A 19,418-nucleotide genomic window follows, 5' to 3' on the forward strand; every position below is an offset into this window, starting at 1 on the left:
GCCGATGATGGAAATCGTTCTGAACGGTGCACCGCATCCGCTGGCTGACGGCGAGAACCTGCAACAGCTGATCACGGCGCTGGAACTGGCCGGCAAGGCGGTGGCGGTCGCCGTCAACCGGCAGGTGGTGCCGGCCAGCCTGTGGCCGCAGCGCGTCTTGCAACCGCAAGACAAGGTTGACGTGGTGCGCGCTATCGGCGGCGGCTGAAACCGTAGGGTGGGCATAGCATGCCCACCCTGCAACTTTCTTTATTAGAGGATTTGTCATGAATCTGAACTCATCTCCCGCAACGGGACAAGCAGACTCCGGCCTGACCATCGCCGGCAAGACCTACAGCTCGCGGCTGCTGGTCGGCAGCGGCAAGTACCGCGACCTAGAGCAGACACGCGCCGCCACCGAAGCCAGCGGCGCCGAAATCATCACGGTGGCGATCCGGCGCGTCAACATCGGCCAGGATCCGAAAGCGCCCAACCTGCTGGACGTGGTGCCGCCGTCGCGTTACACCATCCTGCCCAACACGGCAGGTTGCTACACCGCGGCCGATGCGATCTATACCCTGCAGCTCGGGCGTGAACTGCTGAACGGACACAAGCTGGCCAAGCTGGAAGTGCTGGGCGACGAACGCACGCTGTTTCCCAACATGCCGGAGACCTTGAAAGCGGCCGAGGCACTGGTCAAGGACGGCTTCGACGTCATGGTGTATTGCAGCGATGATCCGATCCAGGCACGCCTGCTGGAAGAAATCGGTTGCGTCGCGGTGATGCCGCTGGCGTCGCTGATCGGTTCCGGCATGGGCATCTTGAACCCGTGGAACCTGTCGCTGATCATCGAACAGGCCAAGGTGCCGGTGCTGGTCGATGCCGGCGTCGGCACGGCGTCCGATGCGGCGATTGCGATGGAGCTGGGCTGCGACGGCGTGCTGATGAATACCGCGATTGCTGGCGCCCAGGACCCGATCCGGATGGCGCGGGCGATGCGACTGGCGATTGAAGCCGGGCGCGAAGCGTTTCTCGCCGGCCGGATTCCGAAACGCTTTGCAGCATCGCCGTCTTCGCCGATGGCCGGACGACTCAAGTGAAAGCAGGTGCTGCGCCGCCACCCTGCGTGCTGGTGTTTTCCGGCTCGGATCCGAGCGGCGGCGCCGGTTTGCAGGCCGACATCACGGCGATTGCCGCACTCGGCGCACATCCTTTATCGGTAGTGACGGTGCTGACGGTGCAGGATAACCAGCACGTGTTCGGCGTCCATCCAGTGGCTGCCGAACTGGTGCGGCAACAGGCGCAGGCGCTGGTCGACCGCATCGATATTTCCGCGGTCAAGCTCGGCATCGTCGGCAATCGCGCCAATGCCGAAGCGATTGCCGCGGTTATCCGCGAACTGCGTTCACGGCAGCCCGATTTACCGGTGGTGTTCGATTCGGTGCTGGCGACCGGCGGCGGCGACAGCCTGGCAAGCGACGACCCGGTCGCGGCGCTGGCCCCGCTATTCGAGCTGGCCACGGTGATTACGCCGAACCGGATTGAGGCTGACCGCTTGTGCGGCGCCGAGATCGGTCCTGAGCAACAAGCCATGCTGCTGCTTGAGCGCGGCTGCCGGCATGTACTGCTGAAGGGCGGCCATGGACCGGAACCGGATGAAGTCTTGAACCGCTGGATCAGCAAGACGCAGCAACGCAACTGGCGCTGGCCGCGCCTGCCGGGCGAATTCCACGGCAGCGGCTGCACCTTGGCGGCGGCGTTGTCGGCGCTGCTGGCGCAAGGCATGGACATGGAGCCGGCGATAGACGCTGCGCAAACCTATTGCCAGCAGACTTTGGCGGCATCCTATGCAATCGCGGCCGGCCAGCGCATCCCTAGCCGCACTCTGCCATTCTTAAAATTACGAGGATAAAGCGATGAAGGGTTTATACATCGTCACACCCGATTGGGACGACACCGACAAATTGTTGCAGGTAAGCGAGCAAGCCTTGCAGGGCGGCGCGGCCTTGCTGCAGTACCGGCACAAGACCGCGGATGCCGTGCAACGGCGGCAACAAGCCGAAGCTTTGCTGAAATTGTGCCGGCGTTATCAACGGCCGTTTATCGTCAACGATTATGTCGAGCTGTGCATGGAACTGGGAGCCGACGGCATCCACGTCGGCGGCACCGACGCCAGCGTGGCCGAAGTGCGGGCCACGGTGGGCGCGGACAAGATTGTCGGCGCGTCCTGTTACGGCGATCTGGAACTGGCGCATGCCGCCTACCGCGACGGCGCCAGCTATGTGGCTTTCGGCGGATTTTATCCGTCGCGCGTCAAGAAATATCCGGTCACTACGCCGCCCGACATCGTCACCCGCGCCAAAGCGCAAATCGCGGCGCCGAACGTGGTGATCGGCGGCATGACGCAAGAGAATGCAGCGCCACTGATTGCCGCCGGCGCCGATATGGTGGCCGCCATCAGCAGCGTTTACCTGGCTGACGATCCTGTCGCTGCGGCGCGCAGCTTCGTTGCGTTATTTGAAAATCGCTAGATCAGGTTTCCAGCAGGCTGCGCAGCATCCACGCATTTTTTTCATGCAGCTGCATACGCTGCGTCAGCAAGTCCGCGGTCGGTTCATCCGAGGCGGCGTCAACCACCGGGAAAATCGAACGCGCGGTGCGGGTGACGGCTTCCTGCCCTTGCACCAGCTGCTGGATCATGGCGGTCGCGTTCGGCACGCCTTCCTCTTCCGTAATCGAGGTCAGCTTGGAGAAGGCCTTGTAGGTAGCCGGCGCCGGGTAGCCGAGCGCGCGTATCCGTTCCGCGATCAGGTCCACCGCCAGCCACAGTTCGTTGTACTGGGTTTCGAACATCAGGTGCAATGTATTGAACATCGGCCCGGTGACGTTCCAGTGGAAATTATGGGTTTTCAGGTACAAGGTGTAGGTATCGGCCAGCAGCTTGCTGAGCCCGTCGGCGATTTTCTTGCGATCCTTGTCGCTGATGCCGATGTCGATGACGGCGACGCTTTTCTTTACCATTGCGCTACTCCTTCTAACAGTGATGTATGAAGACTTGCAGTTCGATTTTAAGTCAATTCGCCGCAGGCAAAGCAATGCGCGTGTTTTTCCCCGCTTAACCGGGGACGGCAGTACTGGCAGCCGGCTGCGCTCGGCGATACATGCTGACGGTCAAAGCTACCGCGGCCAGCGACGCCACGGCGGCGAACAGGAACACTTCCGGATAACCGAACTGGCCCACGATCAATCCCGCCAGCGGACCTGTGACGCCCAGCGCCAGGTCGAGGAACACCGAATAGGCGCCGAGGGCGCTGCCGCGGTTGGTGGCCGGCACCAGGTTTACCGCTTCCACACCGAGCGCGGGGAAGATCAGGGCAAAACCGAAACCGGTGAGCGACGCGCCGACCAGCGCCAGCGCAGGTGAGCTGGCCTGCCACAACAGCAACAGGCCAAGCGCTTCGACCGAAAAACAGACGATCGCCACCCGGAAACCGCCGAAGCGCGAGATGGTGCTGGCGAACAGCAGGCGCGCGCCGACAAAGAAGGTTCCGAACAAGGTCAGGGAAAATGCCGCATTGGGCCATTGGTGGCTGGCGTAAAACAAGGTGATGAAAGTGGCGATGGAACCGAAGCCGATCGAGCCCAGGGCCAGGCCCATGCCATGTGGAAATACTTTGCGCAATACGTGCTGGAACGGCAAGTGTTCGCCGCGCACCACGGCTGTCGCCGCTTTCAGGCGCGCCAGCAGGAAACCGCCCAGCGACAGCACGGTCACCGTGGCGCCTACCGCCGCCAGGCCCCAGGCATGGTGGATCACCACGCCCAGCGGCGCACCGATAGCCAGTGCGCCATAAGTGGCGATGCCGTTCCAGGAAATCATGCGCGCAGTGTGCTGGGCGCCGACCCGGCCAATGCCCCAGGTAATCGCGCCGGTGCCGACCATGCTCTCGCCGCAGCCGAGCACCAGCCGGCCGATCAGCAGGATGGCCAGGCTCAGCGCCGGCATGTGCGGAAAGAACCCCGCCGCCAGCAGGAACACGCCGCTGATGCTGCAGCCGGCCAGGCCGCGCAGGACGGCGGTCTTGGGGCCGACCGAATCGGCCATGCGGCCGGCGAACGGCCGGCTCAGCAGGGTCGCCAGGTATTGCATGCTGATCGCCAGGCCGGCCAGCACCGAGCTGTAGCCGAGGTCGGTATGGACGTAGCCGGGCAGCACCGCCAGCGGTATGCCGATTGCCAGATAGCAAATGAATGTAAAAAATGCAGTAGAAACGATGTGGAACGTGACGGCGGTCCCGGACGGCGGCTGGCTGGCGCGGTCGAGACTAACTTCTTCGGGCATGGTGGACGACGACTTGGTTGTTGGGTTGATTAGGTGAATTGCTGAGAAGAGGATTGATGCGTTGCAGTATTTTACTCTCCTGGCCCCGATGCTGCTGGCGCTTGCCATTGGCGCGATGACAGCATGGTGCTGCCGGTCGCGATCATTGCGTCATCGTTGCATCGGGCAACTGCCGGCGCAGCTTATAATGGCGGCATGCAAAATCTTCTTCATAACCTCAATCCAGAACAGCTCGCGGCGGTCACCTTGCCGGCGCAATCCGCACTCATCCTGGCCGGCGCCGGTTCCGGCAAGACGCGGGTGCTGACCACCCGCATCGCCTGGCTGATCCAGACCGGCCAGGTATCGCCGTCCGGCGTGCTGGCGGTGACCTTCACCAACAAGGCGTCGAAGGAAATGATGACGCGCTTGTCGGCGATGTTGCCGATCAATACACGCGGCATGTGGATAGGGACTTTCCATGGCTTGTGCAACCGCCTGTTGCGCGCCCATTACCGCGACGCCGCTTTGCCGCAGACTTTCCAGATCCTGGATTCGCAGGACCAGCTGTCGGCCATCAAGCGTTTGCTGAAATCGCTCAATGTCGACGATGAAAAATACCCGCCGCGCAACCTGATGTACTTCATCAACGGCGCCAAGGACCAGGGCTTGCGCGCCAACGAAGTCGAGGCGAACGACGATTACAACCGCAAGTTCGTCGAGCTGTACGACCTGTACGACCAGCAATGCCAGCGCGAAGGCGTGGTCGATTTCGCCGAGCTGCTGCTGCGCACCTATGAACTGCTGAGCCGCAACCAGCCACTGCGTGAGCACTACCAGTCGCGCTTCAAGCACATCCTGGTGGACGAGTTCCAGGACACCAACGACCTGCAATACAAATGGCTCAAGCTGATGGCGGGCCAGCGCGGCGCGGTGTTTGCGGTGGGCGACGACGACCAGAGCATCTATGCTTTCCGCGGCGCCAACGTCGGCAACATGAGCGCGTTCGAGCATGAGTTCCGGGTCGAGAACCTGATCAAGCTGGAGCAGAATTACCGTTCCCACGGCCATATCCTGGACAGCGCCAACACGCTGATCGCCAACAACAGCAAGCGCCTCGGCAAGAACCTGCGCACCGACGCTGGCCATGGCGAACCGGTGCGGATCTATGAAGCCACCAGCGACCTGCAGGAAGCGCAGTGGATCGTCGAAGAAACCAAGAGCCTGATCAACGACGGCGCCAGCCGCAGCGAAATCGCCGTGCTGTACCGCTCGAATGCGCAGTCGCGGGTGATCGAACACGCCCTGGTGGCGTCGGGCATCCCTTACCGGGTGTACGGCGGCCAGCGTTATTTCGAACGGGCCGAGGTCAAGCATGCAATCGCCTACCTGCAGCTGATGGACAATCCGCACAACGATTCGGCCTTCCTGCGCGTGGTGAATTTCCCGGCGCGCGGCATCGGCGCGCGCTCGCTGGAGCAGTTGCAGGATGCTGCCAAGCAGTACGGCATCTCCTTGTACGCAGCGGTGCCGTATGTGGCCGGAAAGGCCGGCGCCACGCTCGGTTCCTTCCTCAAGCTGATCGAAGGCGGACGCTTTGAAACCCAGCATCTGCCGCTGCCGGAAATGGTGCAGGTAGTGCTCGACCTGAGCGGCCTGATGCAGCATTACCAGAATGAAAAAGAAGGCGCCGACCGCATCGAGAATCTGGAGCAGCTGGTGAATGCTGCGACCCTATTTGTTTCGGAAGAAGGATTCGGCATCGATGCGCCGGCCTTGTTGGGCCCCAAGGCGCAGGCGGTGTCAGGCGCCGCCATCACCACCGCCGACGGCATCGAGGTGTTCGATGCCGATGCGCCGCTGTCCGCAGTGATGTCGCCTTTGTCTGCCTTCCTCTCGCACGCATCGCTGGAGGCTGGCAACAACCAGGCCCAGGCCGGCGAGGAAGCATTGCAGTTGATGACGGTGCATTCGGCCAAAGGCCTGGAGTTCGACGCGGTATTCATTACCGGCCTGGAAGAGGGGTTGTTCCCGCACGAGAATTCGCAGAAAGAGGACGCCGGCGTGGAAGAAGAGCGGCGCTTGATGTATGTCGCCATCACGCGTGCGAAAAAGCGGCTGTACATGAGTTTTTCGCAAACCCGGATGCTGCATGGTCAGACCCGTTACAACATGCGCTCGCGCTTCTTTGACGAGTTGCCGGAAGATGCGCTGAAGTGGCTGTCGCCCAAGGTGCAGCAGCATAGCTGGTTCGCCAATGCCAAATCGGCCTGGGACGAGGCGCCCGAGAAGGCTGCCAACAGCATCTCCAAGAACTTCGGCCGGCGCGATATCGGCTGGCGCATTGGCGAGAACGTGGCGCACCTGAAGTTCGGCGAGGGCGTGATCGTGAATATCGAAGGCAGCGGCGGCAACGCCCGCGCCCATATCAATTTCGGCAAGCACGGCATGAAGCTGCTGGACCTGAGCGTGGCGAAGCTGGAGAAGGTTGCGTAGGGCGCGCAGCTGTGCCTACGCGTGACCTCGAATTCATCATCATGCTGGTATCGGCGGTAACGCGTAGGCAAAAAAAATCTTGCCCACCCTGCGTTCATTCTTGTGTGGGGTATTCCGCAGGCGGCGGCACGTCCGCTTCGGGTTTGCCGAAGATGTGGGTATAAGTAGGATAGAAAGAGCAATACATCACCACTGTCAGGGCGATCGACAGCGGCAGCAGGATCATGATCGTGACCGCCTGGTTGCCGACCAGCACCGCGATCAATACGCTGACGATCGCCGGCAGTACAACGCCGATGCCGGCCCAGGCCAGTCCATATACGGTGAAGGCCTTGATTTCGCGCGACACCGCAAAGAAGCTGTAGAAAATGGCTTTCGATACGCTCATGTTTTTCCACATGATGAGCGGCGCCGCATACCAGAACGCCATCGCCGCCGGCGTGTAGACCGCGGCGGAAAACAGCATCGCCAGCGACATGCTGGAATCCTGTATCTCCTTGGGATCGAGCGCAGCCTGGCCGGTGATCGTCAGCCAGAACACGCCGCCGTCGATCAGGGAGGAGGCGGCCAGGGCGATGACCGCCGCCACCAGGTACAGGGCGCCCAGGATCAGCAGGTTTTTCAGCGCAGGCGAACGGAAGCTGATCAGCAGCAGGTTGGGATAGACGCGCTTGCCCTGTTCGATCATCAGGCAGGCCTGCATGAAGGACATGGCAAATACCGGAACCAGCATCAGCGGCAGCAATTGCCCAAGCAGCGGCACGAAACTGAGCAGCAGCATCAGGAACATGTAAGCCAGGAATAGAGTGGATATTTCGGCAGGCTGTTTGCGGAACAGCGCAAACCCCTCCTTGATCCATATCCATCCGGTTTTTGCAGGCAGTTTTTCCATTGTTTCAATCAAGAATTTTGCTTAATACAGGAACGGAGCCGGGTGGGCTACGCGTTCCCGAAGAATCCGTTCGAAATGGCCGGGGTCGTGCGGCGTCAGCATTTCTGCTTCGCGCGGCAAATAAAAATCGTAAAGCCGCGACAGCCAGAAGCGCAGGGCGCCGGCGCGCAGCATCGGCTGCCAGGCGCTTTGTTCGTCAGCGCTGAACGGCCGCACCGCATGATAAGCATCGAGCATAGCTCTCACCCGGCTGTCGTCAAGCTTGCCGCTGGCGAGATCTATGCACCAGTCGTTGACTGTGACCGCGAGGTCAAACAGCCAGGTGTCGCAGCCGGCGAAATAGAAATCGAAAAACCCTGTCAGCCGCTCGCCGTCGAACATCACGTTGTTGCGGAACAGGTCGGCATGCACCGGTCCGCTCGGCAACCGATTATACGTTTGCGAGGCGGCGAAGCTTTCCTGGAACGCCATTTCCTCGCGTAGCAGCTGTTGCCCTTGTTCCGGCAGGTAGGGCAGTACCACCGGCGTGGTTTCGCGCCACCAGGAAAGGCCGCGCAAATTCGGCTGGCGAATCGAGAAATCCTGCGCCGCCAGGTGCATCTTTGCCAGCATCGCGCCCACCGCTGCGCAATGCACCGGCGCCGGCGCCAGCTGGCAATCGCCTTCCAGCTTGGTGACGATGGCGGCCGGCTTGCCATGCAGCGGATTGATGATCTGGCCCTGCAGGTTGGCGATAGGCTCGGGCACCAGCACGCCGCGCTGCGCCAGGTGGCGCATCAGTTCCAGGTAGAACGGCAACTGTTCGAAACTGAGGTTTTCAAAGACCGTCAGCACATACTCGCCGCGCTCGGTGTCGATGAAAAAATTGCTGTTTTCGATGCCGGACGAGATGCCCCTGATCGCCAGTGCCTTGCCTAAGGAAAAGGGAGGGATCCACTGCGTGAGATCGTCCAGCGTGACGGGGGTAAATACTGCCATGGGGAAAATCGGAAAAGGACAAGATTCGGACAAGGTTCAGGCCGGGTTGGAATGAATATGCGGCAAATGCGCAGAGGTTTTCCGCGCATCAGCCGCATGGCTGCTGATGAATCGCCAGGTTAGTTCTTGGACGGCTCCACTGTCGGCGGCGGCAATCCGGCATCGCTGTCGCTCTGCACTGCTTCGCCGGGCTTGCGGGCTTTCTGGCCCAGGTCGAATTCCTTGATTTGCCATTGCGCGCCGCGCGGGATCGAATCGCCAGGCTGCAGCGTGCCGGCTTGCGATCCCGGCTTCACGTAATACGTGCTGCCGCCGCTCTCGACCTTGACTTCGGTAACCCGGCCTTGCTCGCGCTTTTGCGAGATTCCGGCTGGTTCGTCGCCCGGTTTGCGGATAGTGACAGCCGGCGCTTCGCCTTCTTCCAGCTTTTGCAGCTCAGGCGGTGGCGGCGCTGCATTCCTGGACGGTTGCGGCGCTTGTTGCGCATTTACCAACAATGGTGTTGCGAGCGAGACAATACCTGCTGCCAGCAGCTGCCAGACTTGTGATTTATTCATGAGAATTTGGCTACCTTGATTAAAACAAGATGGAAGTCTTCATTGTAACAAACCGCCAGCCCCTATAGGCGATAAGGGGCCGGGAATCTGTCGGAAACAGGCTCTCAGGCGACGCCGCGGCTTACAGCAGCACGCTGGCATGGCGGTCGGATTCCGCCATGACGGTTTCACCCGCCTCGTAGAATTTCACCACGGCGGCGAGAATCTCGGCCGGATCGTCCAGCACCTGGATCAGGTCCATGTCCTTGGCTGCGATCATGCCGTCGCCCACCAGCTGGCTGCGGAACCAGTCCAGCAGCCCGCTCCAGAAGCTGCTGCCGACCAGGATGATCGGGATGTGGCGGCATTTGCCGGTCTGGATCAGCGTCAGCACCTCGGTCAGCTCATCCAGCGTGCCGAAACCGCCGGGCAGCACGATGTAGGCGTCGGCGTAACGTACGAAGGCGACCTTGCGGGCGAAGAAATGACGGAAACTGAGCGAGATGTCCTGCCATTTATTCCCGCTCTGCTCGTGCGGCAGTTCGATATTCAGGCCGACCGACGGCGACTTGCCCTCGAACGCGCCCTTGTTGGCCGCTTCCATCAAACCTGGACCGCCGCCCGAAATCACGGCAAAACCTTCGTCGGAAAAGCGTCGTGCGATATCCTTGCACAAGGGATAATAAGGATTGTCCTCCTTGATGCGGGCCGAGCCGAAGATCGACACTGCCGGATGCAACTCGGAAAGGCGTTCGGTCGACTCGATAAATTCTGCCATAATCGTGAACATATGCCACGATTCGCGCGCCTTCTTGGAAGTTGCGCGTTCGATGTCCGTCACTTGCCGCAAACGCGGCACATTTTTTCCGTTCAATTCCATATGCAAAAAACCCTGCTGTTAGTTGATGGTTCCAGTTATCTTTACCGGGCCTTCCATGCCTTGCCCGATATGCGCAATGCTGCCAATGAACCGACCGGCGCGATGTATGGGATCATCAATATGTTGCGCCGCTTGCGCCTCGATTACCCCTCAGCTTACCTCGCCTGCGTGTTCGATGCAAAAGGTAAAACTTTCCGCGACGACATGTACGCCGACTATAAGGCAACCCGGGCATCGATGCCGGAAGACCTGGTTAAACAGATTACGCCTATTCACGCCGCCGTGCGCGCCATGGGCTGGCCGATCCTGATGGTCGAAGGCGTGGAAGCCGACGATGTGATCGGCACCCTGACCGTGCAGGCCGTGACGCACGGCATGCAGGCCATCGTCTCGACCGGCGACAAAGACCTGGCGCAGCTGGTCAACGATGATGTGACCCTGATCAACACCATGAGCAACGAAACGCTGGACCGCGCCGGCGTGATCGCCAAGTTCGGCGTACCGCCTGAGCGCATCGTCGATTACCTGACCTTGATCGGCGACACCGTCGACAATATCCCCGGCGTCGCCAAGGTGGGGCCGAAGACCGCGGTCAAATGGCTGGCGCAATACGACACGGTCGACCAGGTGATCGCACATGCGGCCGACATCGGCGGCGCAGTCGGCGAGAACCTGCGGCAAGTGCTGGACTGGCTGCCGAAAGCAAAGGAATTGGTGACGGTAAAAACCGATTGCGACCTGAGTGCGCACATGGTGTCGATCCCGGAATCGCTGAAGGCGCCCGAGCAGGACAAAGAGACGCTGATCGAATTGTTCACGCGCTATAACTTCAAGACCTGGCTGCGCGAACTGAGCGTAGCGGGCAATGCCGCCGACACAGCTGAGGCGGGAAAGCCGGCCGCTGCCGGCAGCAAGCCGGGAGCCGCCGAGCCGGCCCAGAGCAGCCTGTTTGCGGCAACTGCGGCGCCAGTTGAGCGGCAGTACGAAACCGTGCTGACGGAAGCCCAGCTGGACCAGTGGCTGCAGCGCATCGACAAAGCCAGCCTGACTGCGGTCGATACCGAAACCACTTCGCTCGATCCGATGACGGCCCAGCTGGTCGGCATCTCGCTGTGCTGCGAAGTCGGTATCGCCGCCTATATTCCAGTCGCGCATCGCTACCAGGATGCGCCGGCGCAATTGCCGCGCGAGCTGGTGCTGGAAAAAATGCGCGCTTGGCTGGAAGACGACAGCAAACCCAAGGTCGGCCAGAACCTGAAATACGACAGCCATATTTTCGCCAACCAGGGCGTCAACCTGCGCGGCATCGTGCACGATACCCTGCTCGAATCCTATGTGTTCGAATCGCACCGCAGCCACGATATGGACAGCTTGGCGCTGCGCCACCTGAATCACCAGACCATCACCTTCCAGGAAGTATGCGGCAAGGGCGCTTCGCAAATCGGTTTCGACGAAGTCGAGATCGGCCGCGCCACCGAATACGCAGCCGAGGACGCCGATATCACGCTGCAGCTGCACCTGACCATGTGGCCGCACATCGCCGACGACGCCAAGCTCAGGTTCATCTACGAAAAAATCGAAGTGCCGACATCGGTAGTGCTGCAAAAGATCGAGCGCAACGGCGTTCTGATTGACGCCAGCTTGCTGGCGACGCAATCGAACGAGCTGGGCAAGCGCATGCTGGAGATCGAGCAGCTGGCTTATGAACTGGCCGGCCAGCCGTTCAACCTGAGTTCACCCAAACAGCTGGGCGAAATCCTGTTCGACAAGCTCAAGCTGCCGGTGGTCAAGAAGACGCCGTCCGGATCGCCGTCTACCGATGAAGAAGTGCTGCAGAAACTGGCCGAGGATTATCCGCTGCCGAAAGTACTGCTCGACTACCGCAGCCTGTCCAAGCTGAAATCGACCTATACCGACAAGCTGCCGAAGATGGTCAACCCGAATACCGGCCGCGTGCATACCAATTACGCGCAGGCGGTGGCGGTGACCGGGCGGCTGGCGTCCAACGATCCCAACCTGCAGAACATCCCGATCCGCACGGCCGAAGGCCGCCGTATCCGTGAAGCGTTTGTGGCGCCGCCGGACAGCGTGATTGTCTCGGCTGATTATTCGCAAATCGAACTGCGCATCATGGCCCATATTTCCGGCGATGAAAACATGCTGCGCGCCTTTGCCGAAGGCGTGGACATCCACCGCGCCACCGCCGCCGAGATTTTCGGCACGCCGGCAGCCGAGGTCAGCAGCGAACAGCGCCGTTACGCCAAGGTGATCAATTTCGGCCTGATCTACGGCATGAGCGCATTCGGCCTGGCCGGCAACCTCGGCATCGAGCGCGCGGCCGCCCAGATGTATATCGAAAAATATTTCATGCGTTTTGCCGGCGTCAAGCAGTTCATGGACATGACGCGGGTGGAAGCCAAGTCGCAAGGTTACGTCGAGACTGTGTTCGGGCGCCGCCTGTGGCTGCCGGAAATCAATTCGCCCAACGGCCAGCGCCGCCAGGGCGCCGAGCGCGCGGCGATCAATGCGCCGATGCAGGGCACGGCTGCCGACCTGATCAAGTTGTCGATGATTGCGGTGCAAGGCTGGATTGAAACAGAACGGCTAAAATCCAAGATGGTCATGCAGGTGCACGATGAGCTGGTGCTCGAAGTGCCGCAGGACGAGCTGGCGCTGGTGCGGGAAAAGCTGCCGCAGCTGATGGCCGGCGTGGCTGAACTAAAAGTGCCGCTGATTGCCGAAGTCGGTGTGGGCAAGAACTGGGACGAGGCGCACTAAAGACGATGCGCACACGGTTTTTGCGATAGCTGAAGATCAACTTTAAAGGAGAGCTTGATGCCGAATTTGAAAGAAGATTTTGATAGCCTGGTGGCGAAAACCAGCTTGTCCGATGGCGTGGACCGCCGTACATTCATGAAAACCGCCCTGGGTACAGGGTTTGCCGCCGCCGTGCTGCCGGTAACGGCGCAGACCGTGATCAAGACCGATAGCGAGGGCCTCACGGCCGGCGCGCTGGACATCGAGGAAAATGGCCTGAGCGTGCCGATCTACCGCGCGCAGCCAGAGGGGAAAACCAATTTACCGGTGGTGCTGGTGGTCTCGGAAATTTTCGGGGTGCACGAGCATATCGCCGATATCGCAAGGCGTTTCGCCAAGCTGGGTTATCTTGCGATTGCGCCGAATTTGTTCAAGCGCCAGGGCGATCCGGCGGCTTTCGCATCCATCCCGGAACTGTACGTAAACGTGATTTCCAAAGTGCCGGACGACCAGGTGCTGGGCGATCTCGATGCCTGCGTGGCCTGGGCCAAGAAAAATGGCGGCAATGTCAACAAGCTGGCGGTCACCGGTTTTTGCTGGGGCGGCCGCATCACTTGGCTATACGCCAGCCACAACCCCAAGGTCAAGGCTGCCGCGGCGTGGTACGGCGGCCTGGTCAGGGGGAAGGACCCTGAAGGCAAGACAGAGGCCGAGATCAAGGCATTGACGCCGAAGCAGCCGGTCGACATCGCAGCAACCTTGAAAGTGCCGGTGCTGGGTTTGTACGGCGCCAAGGACCAGGGCATTACGCAAGACCATGTGGCGCAGATGAAGGCGGCGCTGGCCAAGGGCAGCAGCAAGTCGGAGATCGTGGTGTATCCGAATTCCGGCCATGCGTTCAACGCCGATTACCGGCCCAGTTATGTCGAGGCGGATGCAAAAGACGGCTGGAAGCGTGTTCTGGCCTGGTTCAAGGAACATGGCGCGAGCTGATGCCCGCGCCTGTATCTGGACGCCTGCCGTCCAGATAGAGCGATATTTGCCGGCTGCCACCGAGTCCCGATAAACAGCTGATTTTGCTGAAATACGTTTGCTGAAATGCAGCAGCTGTGCTTTAATTTGCAACCTTGTTGCATGTAAAGCTGTTTGCCGGAGCAAAAAAATTAATTCCACACTCGTTTCAATCCTCCTGGCGACCATGATCGCCGGCCTCTTCAGCATTACCGCTGCAGCCGTTTTTTCGTTCGCGCTGCTGTCCAAGATGGTCGAGCGCATGGTCAGCCTGTCGGTCGGCATCATGCTGGCGACTTCCTTGCTGCACGCCTTGCCGGAAGCCTTCGAATCGAAGGCGGACAACCATACGCTGTTCGCCGTGCTGCTGGGCGGCCTGCTGGCGTTTTTTGTGCTGGAAAAGTTCGCCATCCTGCGCCATTCGCACCATCACGAGGACGACGGCCACGGCCATCACCACGGGCATGACAAGAAAGAGGCGGGCAAAGCCGGCTGGATGATCCTGGTGGGCGACGGCTTGCACAATTTTACCGACGGCATCCTGATCGCCGCGGCCTTCCTGGCCGATCCGCACTTGGGCCTGATCACCGGCCTGGCCATCATCGTGCATGAGATACCGCAGGAAATCGGCGATTTCATCGTGCTGCTCAACGCCGGTTTTTCGCGCACCCGCGCTTATGTGTATAACCTGATCTGCAGCCTGATGGCGGTGGTGGGCGGCCTGCTCGGCTACTTTACGCTGGAGCGCGGCATGGAATGGATTCCCTACGTGCTGGTATTTGCTTCATCGGGCTTTATCTACATCGCCGTCAGCGACCTGATGCCGCAGATGCAGCGCCGGGCAACCCTGCGCGAAACCATTCCGCAGATACTGCTGATCGGGGCAGGCGTCGCCATCGTGCTGTTCCTGACGCGCCACGCCCACCATCATTAAATGTAGGGCGGCACATAGCGGTCACGCGTGGGCACAAAGGCGTGCCTACCCTACACGCCCTTGGCCATCGGCCGCTTCGGATCTGAGCACCACTCGCTCCATGATCCCGGATACAAGGCGGCGCCGTGCAAGCCGGCGATTTCCAGCGCCAGCAGGTTATGGCAGGCGGTGACGCCTGAACCGCATTGCATGACCGCAGCTTGCGGTTCGCTGATCAGGGCGCCGAATTCCTCATGCAATTGATGGCCGGGCTTGAAGCGGCCGTCCGCTTGCAGATTGTCTTTGAAGAAACGATTCTTGGCGCCGGGAATATGGCCGCCAACCGGGTCTATGGTTTCATTTTCTCCGCGAAAGCGGTCCGGCGCGCGGGCGTCGAGGATAGTCCGCCGCGGATTGGTCAGGTTGAGCAGGATGTCATGCGCATCGACGCTGCTGGTCAGCGCCGGCTTGGCGCTGATGTTGCCGGCCGCGGGCGCCGGCTCGGCAGTCGACAGGCTGCCCGCAGCCGCTTGCCAGGCCGCCAGGCCGCCGTCCAGCACCGCCGCCGAACTGTGGCCGATGGAGCGCAGCAGCCACCACAGGCGGGCGGCATACATGCCGCCCTGGGCATCGTAGGCGACGACCTGGGTATCGTCATTGATGCCCCATTGCCGCAGCGTTGCCAGCAGCGCATCTGTTTCAGGCAACGGATGGCGGCCCTTGAAGCTGCCGTCGGCCGCCTGCTTGGCGCCGGACAGGTCGCGGTCGAGATTGGCGAAACGGGCTCCGGGAATATGGCCGGCATCATATGCCGTCCTGCCGGCGGCGGCATCCACCAGGTCGTGGCGGCAGTCGAGGATGACCCAGTTGGGGTTCTGCGCATTCTGCAGCAAGTTCGCGGCAGAAATCAGCGTCTGGTAGGGATGGGCTTGAGACATGGCATTCCTTTTATCAAGTGTGTGTCAGGTGATGCAGGGCAACGCTCGGCAGTTCATCAAGGGTCGGGCCAGGCGCCCCCGTCTGGGCGACCCCGTCTAGGCGACCCCGTTTAGCCAGCCACTGGTTTTTCCTCATGCAAGGAGCTGAGCGGACGCGCCTTCTTTTGATTATAAAACGTTGCCAGCAAACCGCTTATAAGGATTACGGCGGTGCCAAGCCAGCCGCGCCAGTCCATCTGGTCGTGCCAGATAAGGATGCCCCATATGCTGGAAAAGACAATGCCGGTGTATTGCAGGTTTGCGGTCAGTAGCGGGTTGCCAAGGCGGTAGGCGCGTGTCATGGCCATCTGGGCCAAGGTGGCCGACAGGCTCAGCGTAATCAGCAAGGCCAGGCCTTGCGCGCTATGCGCATGCCAGAGCGGGATGCCGCCGCCGGATAGCAAGATGCTGCCGGCCAGGCCAGCGAGGGCGCTGGTGCTTGAAAAATAGAACACCACCCGATACTCCGGTTCGCCCAGTTTGCCCAGGCGCCGCACCTGCAGGTAAGCCACGGCGGACAGCAGGCCGGATGCCAGCGCGATCATGCCGCCGGTGGTCTGGTCGGCGTCGAACGATGGCCGCAGCAACAGCATCACGCCGATGAAGCTGAGCAGGATGGTGAACGCCATGCCCCATTCGAAACGGCTGTTGCCGCGCCACCAGGCGGCGCCGAACAGGATTGCCGCCAGCCATATCGAGGAAGTGTAGTTGAGGGTGGTGGCGGTCGCCACCGGCAGCAGGCTGAAGGAATAGAACCACAGCGACAGGGCAATCACGCCGATCACGCCGCGCCACAGGTGCTGGCGCGGCATGGGGGTCTTCAGGGTGCCGCCTTTCAGCAGGATCAGGACGACGATGAACAGCATGCCGATCAGGCCGCGGCTCAGTACGATTTCGGCGATGGAGTAGTGGTCGGAGGCGAGCTTGACGCAGACTCCCATGATGGAAAACATGAGACTAGCGAACAGCATCCAGAGTGATTGCATGGGGCGGGAATGAAGTAGAAGAGCGGTGTTGCTATTCTGACTGATTCTGGTCGCAGTGCATGCCCGTGGCGCTAAATAATGACAAAGGGCCGGGGTTTGTGCGCTTCAGCATGCGCACTGACCCCGGCCCCGTTTCCGATCCGGAAATGCTTAGACCAGGCCGTCCTGGCTCCGGTACCACTCGTGGAAATGCTGCATGCCGTCTTCCATCGGCGACTGGTAAGGGCCGACTTCATTGACGCCGCGCTCCATCAGGATGCGCCGTCCGGCATCCATGCGCAATGCAATTTCATCATCTTCGACGCAGGTTTCCATGTATGCGGTGCGTTCCGCCTCGACCATTTCGCGTTCGAACAGCGCAATTTCCTCGGGGTAGTAGAACTCGACCACATTGGTGGTCTTTTGCGGACCGCGCGGCCACAGCGTCGACACCACCAGGACATGGGGATACCACTCGACCATGATGTTGGGATACAAGGTCAGCCAGATCGCGCCGAACTTCGGCGGTTCGCCGTTGTTGAACTTGAGCACTTGCTCTTGCCACTTCTTGTATGCCGGCGAGCCGGATTTCGCCAGGCCGTGGTTGACGCCCACGGTCTGCACGCTGTAATCCTTGCCGAATTGCCATTCCAGGTCGTCGCAGCTGACAAAGCTGCCGAGGCCCGGATGGAACGGTTCGACGTGATAGTCCTCCAGGTAAACCTCGATAAAGGTTTTCCAGTTGTAGTCGCATTCGTGGACTTCGACATGGTCGAACAGGTAGCCGCTGAAATCGAGATCCTTGGCCACGCCCAGTTGTGCCAGCTTTTCGCCGACATGGAAGGCGTTTTGCTCAAACAGCAAGCCGTTCCAGTTTTGCAAGGGCGTCCTGGACAGGTTCATGCACGGCGTTTCGCCGAAATGCGGCGCGCCTATCAGTTCGCCCTTGAGGTCATAAGTCCAGCGATGCAGCGGACAGACGATATTGCGGGCATTGCCGCGGCCGTCGAACATTTTTGCCTGCCGATGGCGGCAGACATTGGATACCAGCTCAATCCCCTGGGGATTGCGCACCAGCATGCGGCCTTCGTTTTCAGAAGCCAGCGTGGCGTAATCACCGACGTTGGGCACCATCAGTTCATGGCCGACGTAACGTGGGCCATTCTGAAACAATTGCTGGATTTCGCGCTTTAACAGCGCTTCGTCAAAGTAGACGTTGACCGGAAGTTGCGCATCGGAGCGCGCGAGCTTGGTTATAGAAGCCAGATCGGACATCCCTCCACCCCCAAATGTGTTGTATCAACCTAAGAGAGAAAGAATCCGCAAAAACCTGTGTTCAAATAATATGAAACGGAAATTTTGGACAGAACCGAGGATTATCCCATAAAAATGCCGGTTTTGGCGCTGTTTTACGCTTTTTATCCAGATACAGCCCTCGAATTTCAACGGCTTATAGAGCTTTGCTCTAAAATAGCGAACTAAACTATTTATAGCCACTATGCCAAAAAATCCGATTTCCGCCAGCAGCCCTGCATCGTTTGAACAAGCGATGGCCGAGCTGGAGCAACTGGTCGCCCAAATGGAAGCTGGCGAGTTGCCGCTGGAAGCATCCGTCGCCGCCTATAAACGAGGATCGGAGCTGGTCAAGTTTTGCGCCGTGCAACTCGAAAAGGTCGACAGCCAGGTCAAAGTGCTGGAAGGCGACATGCTCAAGCCGTTTGCCGGCGAAGCTTTGAAAGACCATAGCAGCGGGGCCGACGAATGACCGCGGCGCAATTGTCAAACCCGGCATCCAGCCTGGCCCCGGAGCCGGCTTTCGCCGCCTGGATGCGGCAGGTGCAGCTTGATATGGAAGTTGCTCTTGGGCAGTTTTTGCCGGCCGAAACCGGCATCCCGACCAGGCTGCACCAGGCCATGCGTTATGCCGTGCTGGATGGCGGCAAACGGGTCCGTCCCTTGCTGGTATTTGCCGCCGGGGAACTGTTTGCAACGCCAGCCGGCGTTGCCCAGCGCGCCGCCGCCGCAGTTGAAATGATCCACGCTTATTCACTGGTGCACGACGACATGCCTTGCATGGACGATGACGCCTTGCGCCGTGGCAAGCCTACCGTGCATGTGCAATACGATGAAGCGACCGCCCTGCTGGTGGGCGACGCCTTGCAGTCGCAAGCATTCGTGGTGCTGGCCGAAGCCGGCGCGGAAATCGGTGCGAAAATTGATTCGGCGCGCCAGATCGTCATGCTGCGCCTGCTGGCGCAAGCCTCCGGCTCGCTCGGCATGTGCGGCGGCCAGGCGATCGACCTGGCCAGCGTCGGCCTCAACCTGTCGCTGACAGAACTGGAACAGATGCACAAGCTGAAAACCGGCGCTCTGCTGCGCGCTTCGGTATTGCTGGGAGCATGGGGTGGCAAGGCCTTGGTGCCGGCTGAAATCCAGGCGCTGGAAGCCTACGGCACCGCCATCGGCCTGGCGTTCCAGGTGGTGGACGATATCCTCGACGCGACCGCGGATTCCGCGACGCTGGGAAAAACCGCCGGCAAGGATGCCGCGCACAACAAGCCGACGTATGTCTCGATCCTGGGTTTGCCGGAATCGCAGGCGCTGGCAGAAAAATTACGCAACGACGCCCACCAGGCGCTTGCGATCTTTGGGAACAAGGCACGCCGCCTGCGTGAGCTGGCGGACTTGATCGTGCAACGCAAGGCTTAGAACA

Annotated in this window: 19 protein-coding genes; 10 read left to right on the forward strand and 9 right to left on the reverse strand. The window is 60.5% G+C overall.

Translation table 11 applies throughout. From position 1 onward, the window contains the following. Positions 1 to 7: 7 nt before the first annotated feature. The 4 genes from thiS to thiE are packed head-to-tail and all read left to right on the forward strand — an operon-like array spanning position 8 to position 2,510. Positions 8 to 208, forward strand: coding sequence for a sulfur carrier protein ThiS (gene thiS / locus CFter6_RS04565; protein ID WP_082815000.1), 201 nt, complete (start codon positions 8 to 10; stop codon positions 206 to 208). A 58-nt stretch (positions 209 to 266) separates the two neighbouring features. Beyond that, the gene (locus tag CFter6_RS04570; RefSeq protein WP_061538917.1) at positions 267 to 1,079 is read left to right on the forward strand and encodes a thiazole synthase; all 813 of its coding nucleotides are present in this window, start codon (positions 267 to 269) and stop codon (positions 1,077 to 1,079) included. Further along, positions 1,076 to 1,891, forward strand: a complete 816-nt coding sequence (gene thiD / locus CFter6_RS04575) for a bifunctional hydroxymethylpyrimidine kinase/phosphomethylpyrimidine kinase (protein ID WP_061538918.1) — start codon at positions 1,076 to 1,078, stop codon at positions 1,889 to 1,891. Before CFter6_RS04570 ends, thiD begins: the two co-directional genes overlap by 4 nt. A gap of 4 nt (positions 1,892 to 1,895) precedes the next feature. Next, entirely contained in the window at positions 1,896 to 2,510 is a 615-nt protein-coding gene (thiE, locus tag CFter6_RS04580; RefSeq protein WP_061538919.1) for a thiamine phosphate synthase, read from the forward strand. Between the two features lies 1 nt (position 2,511). Here thiE and CFter6_RS04585 read toward each other — a convergent pair whose 3' ends face one another. Both CFter6_RS04585 and CFter6_RS04590 read right to left on the reverse strand, forming a co-directional pair. Next, positions 2,512 to 3,000, reverse strand: coding sequence for a Dps family protein (locus CFter6_RS04585; RefSeq protein WP_041741205.1), 489 nt, complete (start codon positions 2,998 to 3,000; stop codon positions 2,512 to 2,514). Positions 3,001 to 3,094: 94 nt separating this feature from the next. Next, positions 3,095 to 4,321, reverse strand: a complete 1,227-nt coding sequence (locus CFter6_RS04590) for an MFS transporter (protein ID WP_061538920.1) — start codon at positions 4,319 to 4,321, stop codon at positions 3,095 to 3,097. A 195-nt stretch (positions 4,322 to 4,516) separates the two neighbouring features. Here CFter6_RS04590 and CFter6_RS04595 point away from each other — a divergent pair, with 195 nt between their 5' ends. Further along, positions 4,517 to 6,796, forward strand: coding sequence for a UvrD-helicase domain-containing protein (locus tag CFter6_RS04595; RefSeq protein ID WP_061542212.1), 2,280 nt, complete (start codon positions 4,517 to 4,519; stop codon positions 6,794 to 6,796). Positions 6,797 to 6,890: 94 nt separating this feature from the next. Here the strand turns inward: CFter6_RS04595 and CFter6_RS04600 are convergent, their stop codons facing one another. The 4 genes from CFter6_RS04600 to CFter6_RS04615 form a co-directional block, all read right to left on the reverse strand. Further along, on the reverse strand, positions 6,891 to 7,688 hold the full coding sequence (locus tag CFter6_RS04600) for a BPSS1780 family membrane protein (RefSeq protein WP_061538921.1): 798 nt from the start codon (positions 7,686 to 7,688) through the stop codon (positions 6,891 to 6,893). A 21-nt stretch (positions 7,689 to 7,709) separates the two neighbouring features. Beyond that, a complete protein-coding gene (locus CFter6_RS04605) occupies positions 7,710 to 8,666 on the reverse strand; it encodes a homoserine kinase (protein ID WP_061538922.1) in 957 nt (318 codons plus the stop codon). 119 nt (positions 8,667 to 8,785) lie between these two features. After that, the gene (locus CFter6_RS04610; protein WP_061538923.1) at positions 8,786 to 9,223 is read right to left on the reverse strand and encodes a hypothetical protein; all 438 of its coding nucleotides are present in this window, start codon (positions 9,221 to 9,223) and stop codon (positions 8,786 to 8,788) included. Between the two features lie 121 nt (positions 9,224 to 9,344). Continuing rightward, on the reverse strand, positions 9,345 to 10,082 hold the full coding sequence (locus tag CFter6_RS04615) for an LOG family protein (RefSeq protein ID WP_061538924.1): 738 nt from the start codon (positions 10,080 to 10,082) through the stop codon (positions 9,345 to 9,347). Between CFter6_RS04615 and polA the strand changes: the two genes are divergently transcribed. The 3 genes from polA (at position 10,083) to CFter6_RS04630 (ending at position 14,784) form a co-directional block, all read left to right on the forward strand. Further along, entirely contained in the window at positions 10,083 to 12,860 is a 2,778-nt protein-coding gene (gene polA / locus CFter6_RS04620) for a DNA polymerase I (RefSeq protein WP_061538925.1), read from the forward strand. A gap of 57 nt (positions 12,861 to 12,917) precedes the next feature. Next, entirely contained in the window at positions 12,918 to 13,832 is a 915-nt protein-coding gene (locus CFter6_RS04625) for a dienelactone hydrolase family protein (protein ID WP_061538926.1), read from the forward strand. 190 nt (positions 13,833 to 14,022) lie between these two features. Then, complete coding sequence (locus tag CFter6_RS04630; protein WP_257722415.1) at positions 14,023 to 14,784, forward strand: ZIP family metal transporter; 762 nt, start codon at positions 14,023 to 14,025, stop codon at positions 14,782 to 14,784. A 50-nt stretch (positions 14,785 to 14,834) separates the two neighbouring features. Here the strand turns inward: CFter6_RS04630 and CFter6_RS04635 are convergent, their stop codons facing one another. The 3 genes from CFter6_RS04635 to CFter6_RS04645 all read right to left on the reverse strand — a co-directional run bounded on the left by CFter6_RS04635 (position 14,835) and on the right by CFter6_RS04645 (position 17,980). Further along, positions 14,835 to 15,701, reverse strand: a complete 867-nt coding sequence (locus tag CFter6_RS04635) for a sulfurtransferase (RefSeq protein ID WP_061538927.1) — start codon at positions 15,699 to 15,701, stop codon at positions 14,835 to 14,837. A gap of 110 nt (positions 15,702 to 15,811) precedes the next feature. Continuing rightward, positions 15,812 to 16,726 (reverse strand): DMT family transporter, encoded by a 915-nt coding sequence (locus tag CFter6_RS04640; RefSeq protein ID WP_061538928.1) that lies wholly within the window; start codon positions 16,724 to 16,726, stop codon positions 15,812 to 15,814. Positions 16,727 to 16,876: 150 nt separating this feature from the next. After that, the gene (locus tag CFter6_RS04645) at positions 16,877 to 17,980 is read right to left on the reverse strand and encodes an aromatic ring-hydroxylating oxygenase subunit alpha (protein WP_061538929.1); all 1,104 of its coding nucleotides are present in this window, start codon (positions 17,978 to 17,980) and stop codon (positions 16,877 to 16,879) included. A gap of 223 nt (positions 17,981 to 18,203) precedes the next feature. On the opposite strand from CFter6_RS04645, the gene CFter6_RS04650 reads away from it, so the two are divergent. Further along, positions 18,204 to 18,470, forward strand: a complete 267-nt coding sequence (locus CFter6_RS04650) for an exodeoxyribonuclease VII small subunit (RefSeq protein WP_061538930.1) — start codon at positions 18,204 to 18,206, stop codon at positions 18,468 to 18,470. Then, the gene (locus CFter6_RS04655; RefSeq protein WP_061538931.1) at positions 18,467 to 19,414 is read left to right on the forward strand and encodes a polyprenyl synthetase family protein; all 948 of its coding nucleotides are present in this window, start codon (positions 18,467 to 18,469) and stop codon (positions 19,412 to 19,414) included. Before CFter6_RS04650 ends, CFter6_RS04655 begins: the two co-directional genes overlap by 4 nt. Positions 19,415 to 19,418: the final 4 nt, after the last annotated feature.

The organism is Collimonas fungivorans, from assembly GCF_001584145.1.
In the GTDB taxonomy this organism is placed as follows: domain Bacteria; phylum Pseudomonadota; class Gammaproteobacteria; order Burkholderiales; family Burkholderiaceae_D; genus Collimonas; species Collimonas fungivorans.

Bases quoted from the DNA above. Each gene is read 5' to 3' on its own strand.
- thiS (WP_082815000.1), top strand. From the start codon at position 8: ATGGAAATCGTTCTGAACGGTGCACCGCATCCGCTGGCTGACGGCGAG.
- CFter6_RS04570 (WP_061538917.1), top strand. From the start codon at position 267: ATGAATCTGAACTCATCTCCCGCAACGGGACAAGCAGACTCCGGCCTG.
- thiE (WP_061538919.1), top strand. From the start codon at position 1,896: ATGAAGGGTTTATACATCGTCACACCCGATTGGGACGACACCGACAAA.
- CFter6_RS04585 (WP_041741205.1), bottom strand. From the start codon at position 3,000: ATGGTAAAGAAAAGCGTCGCCGTCATCGACATCGGCATCAGCGACAAG.
- CFter6_RS04590 (WP_061538920.1), bottom strand. From the start codon at position 4,321: ATGCCCGAAGAAGTTAGTCTCGACCGCGCCAGCCAGCCGCCGTCCGGG.
- CFter6_RS04595 (WP_061542212.1), top strand. From the start codon at position 4,517: ATGCAAAATCTTCTTCATAACCTCAATCCAGAACAGCTCGCGGCGGTC.
- CFter6_RS04600 (WP_061538921.1), bottom strand. From the start codon at position 7,688: ATGGAAAAACTGCCTGCAAAAACCGGATGGATATGGATCAAGGAGGGG.
- CFter6_RS04605 (WP_061538922.1), bottom strand. From the start codon at position 8,666: ATGGCAGTATTTACCCCCGTCACGCTGGACGATCTCACGCAGTGGATC.
- CFter6_RS04610 (WP_061538923.1), bottom strand. From the start codon at position 9,223: ATGAATAAATCACAAGTCTGGCAGCTGCTGGCAGCAGGTATTGTCTCG.
- CFter6_RS04615 (WP_061538924.1), bottom strand. From the start codon at position 10,082: ATGGAATTGAACGGAAAAAATGTGCCGCGTTTGCGGCAAGTGACGGAC.
- polA (WP_061538925.1), top strand. From the start codon at position 10,083: ATGCAAAAAACCCTGCTGTTAGTTGATGGTTCCAGTTATCTTTACCGG.
- CFter6_RS04625 (WP_061538926.1), top strand. From the start codon at position 12,918: ATGCCGAATTTGAAAGAAGATTTTGATAGCCTGGTGGCGAAAACCAGC.
- CFter6_RS04635 (WP_061538927.1), bottom strand. From the start codon at position 15,701: ATGTCTCAAGCCCATCCCTACCAGACGCTGATTTCTGCCGCGAACTTG.
- CFter6_RS04640 (WP_061538928.1), bottom strand. From the start codon at position 16,726: ATGCAATCACTCTGGATGCTGTTCGCTAGTCTCATGTTTTCCATCATG.
- CFter6_RS04645 (WP_061538929.1), bottom strand. From the start codon at position 17,980: ATGTCCGATCTGGCTTCTATAACCAAGCTCGCGCGCTCCGATGCGCAA.
- CFter6_RS04650 (WP_061538930.1), top strand. From the start codon at position 18,204: ATGCCAAAAAATCCGATTTCCGCCAGCAGCCCTGCATCGTTTGAACAA.
- CFter6_RS04655 (WP_061538931.1), top strand. From the start codon at position 18,467: ATGACCGCGGCGCAATTGTCAAACCCGGCATCCAGCCTGGCCCCGGAG.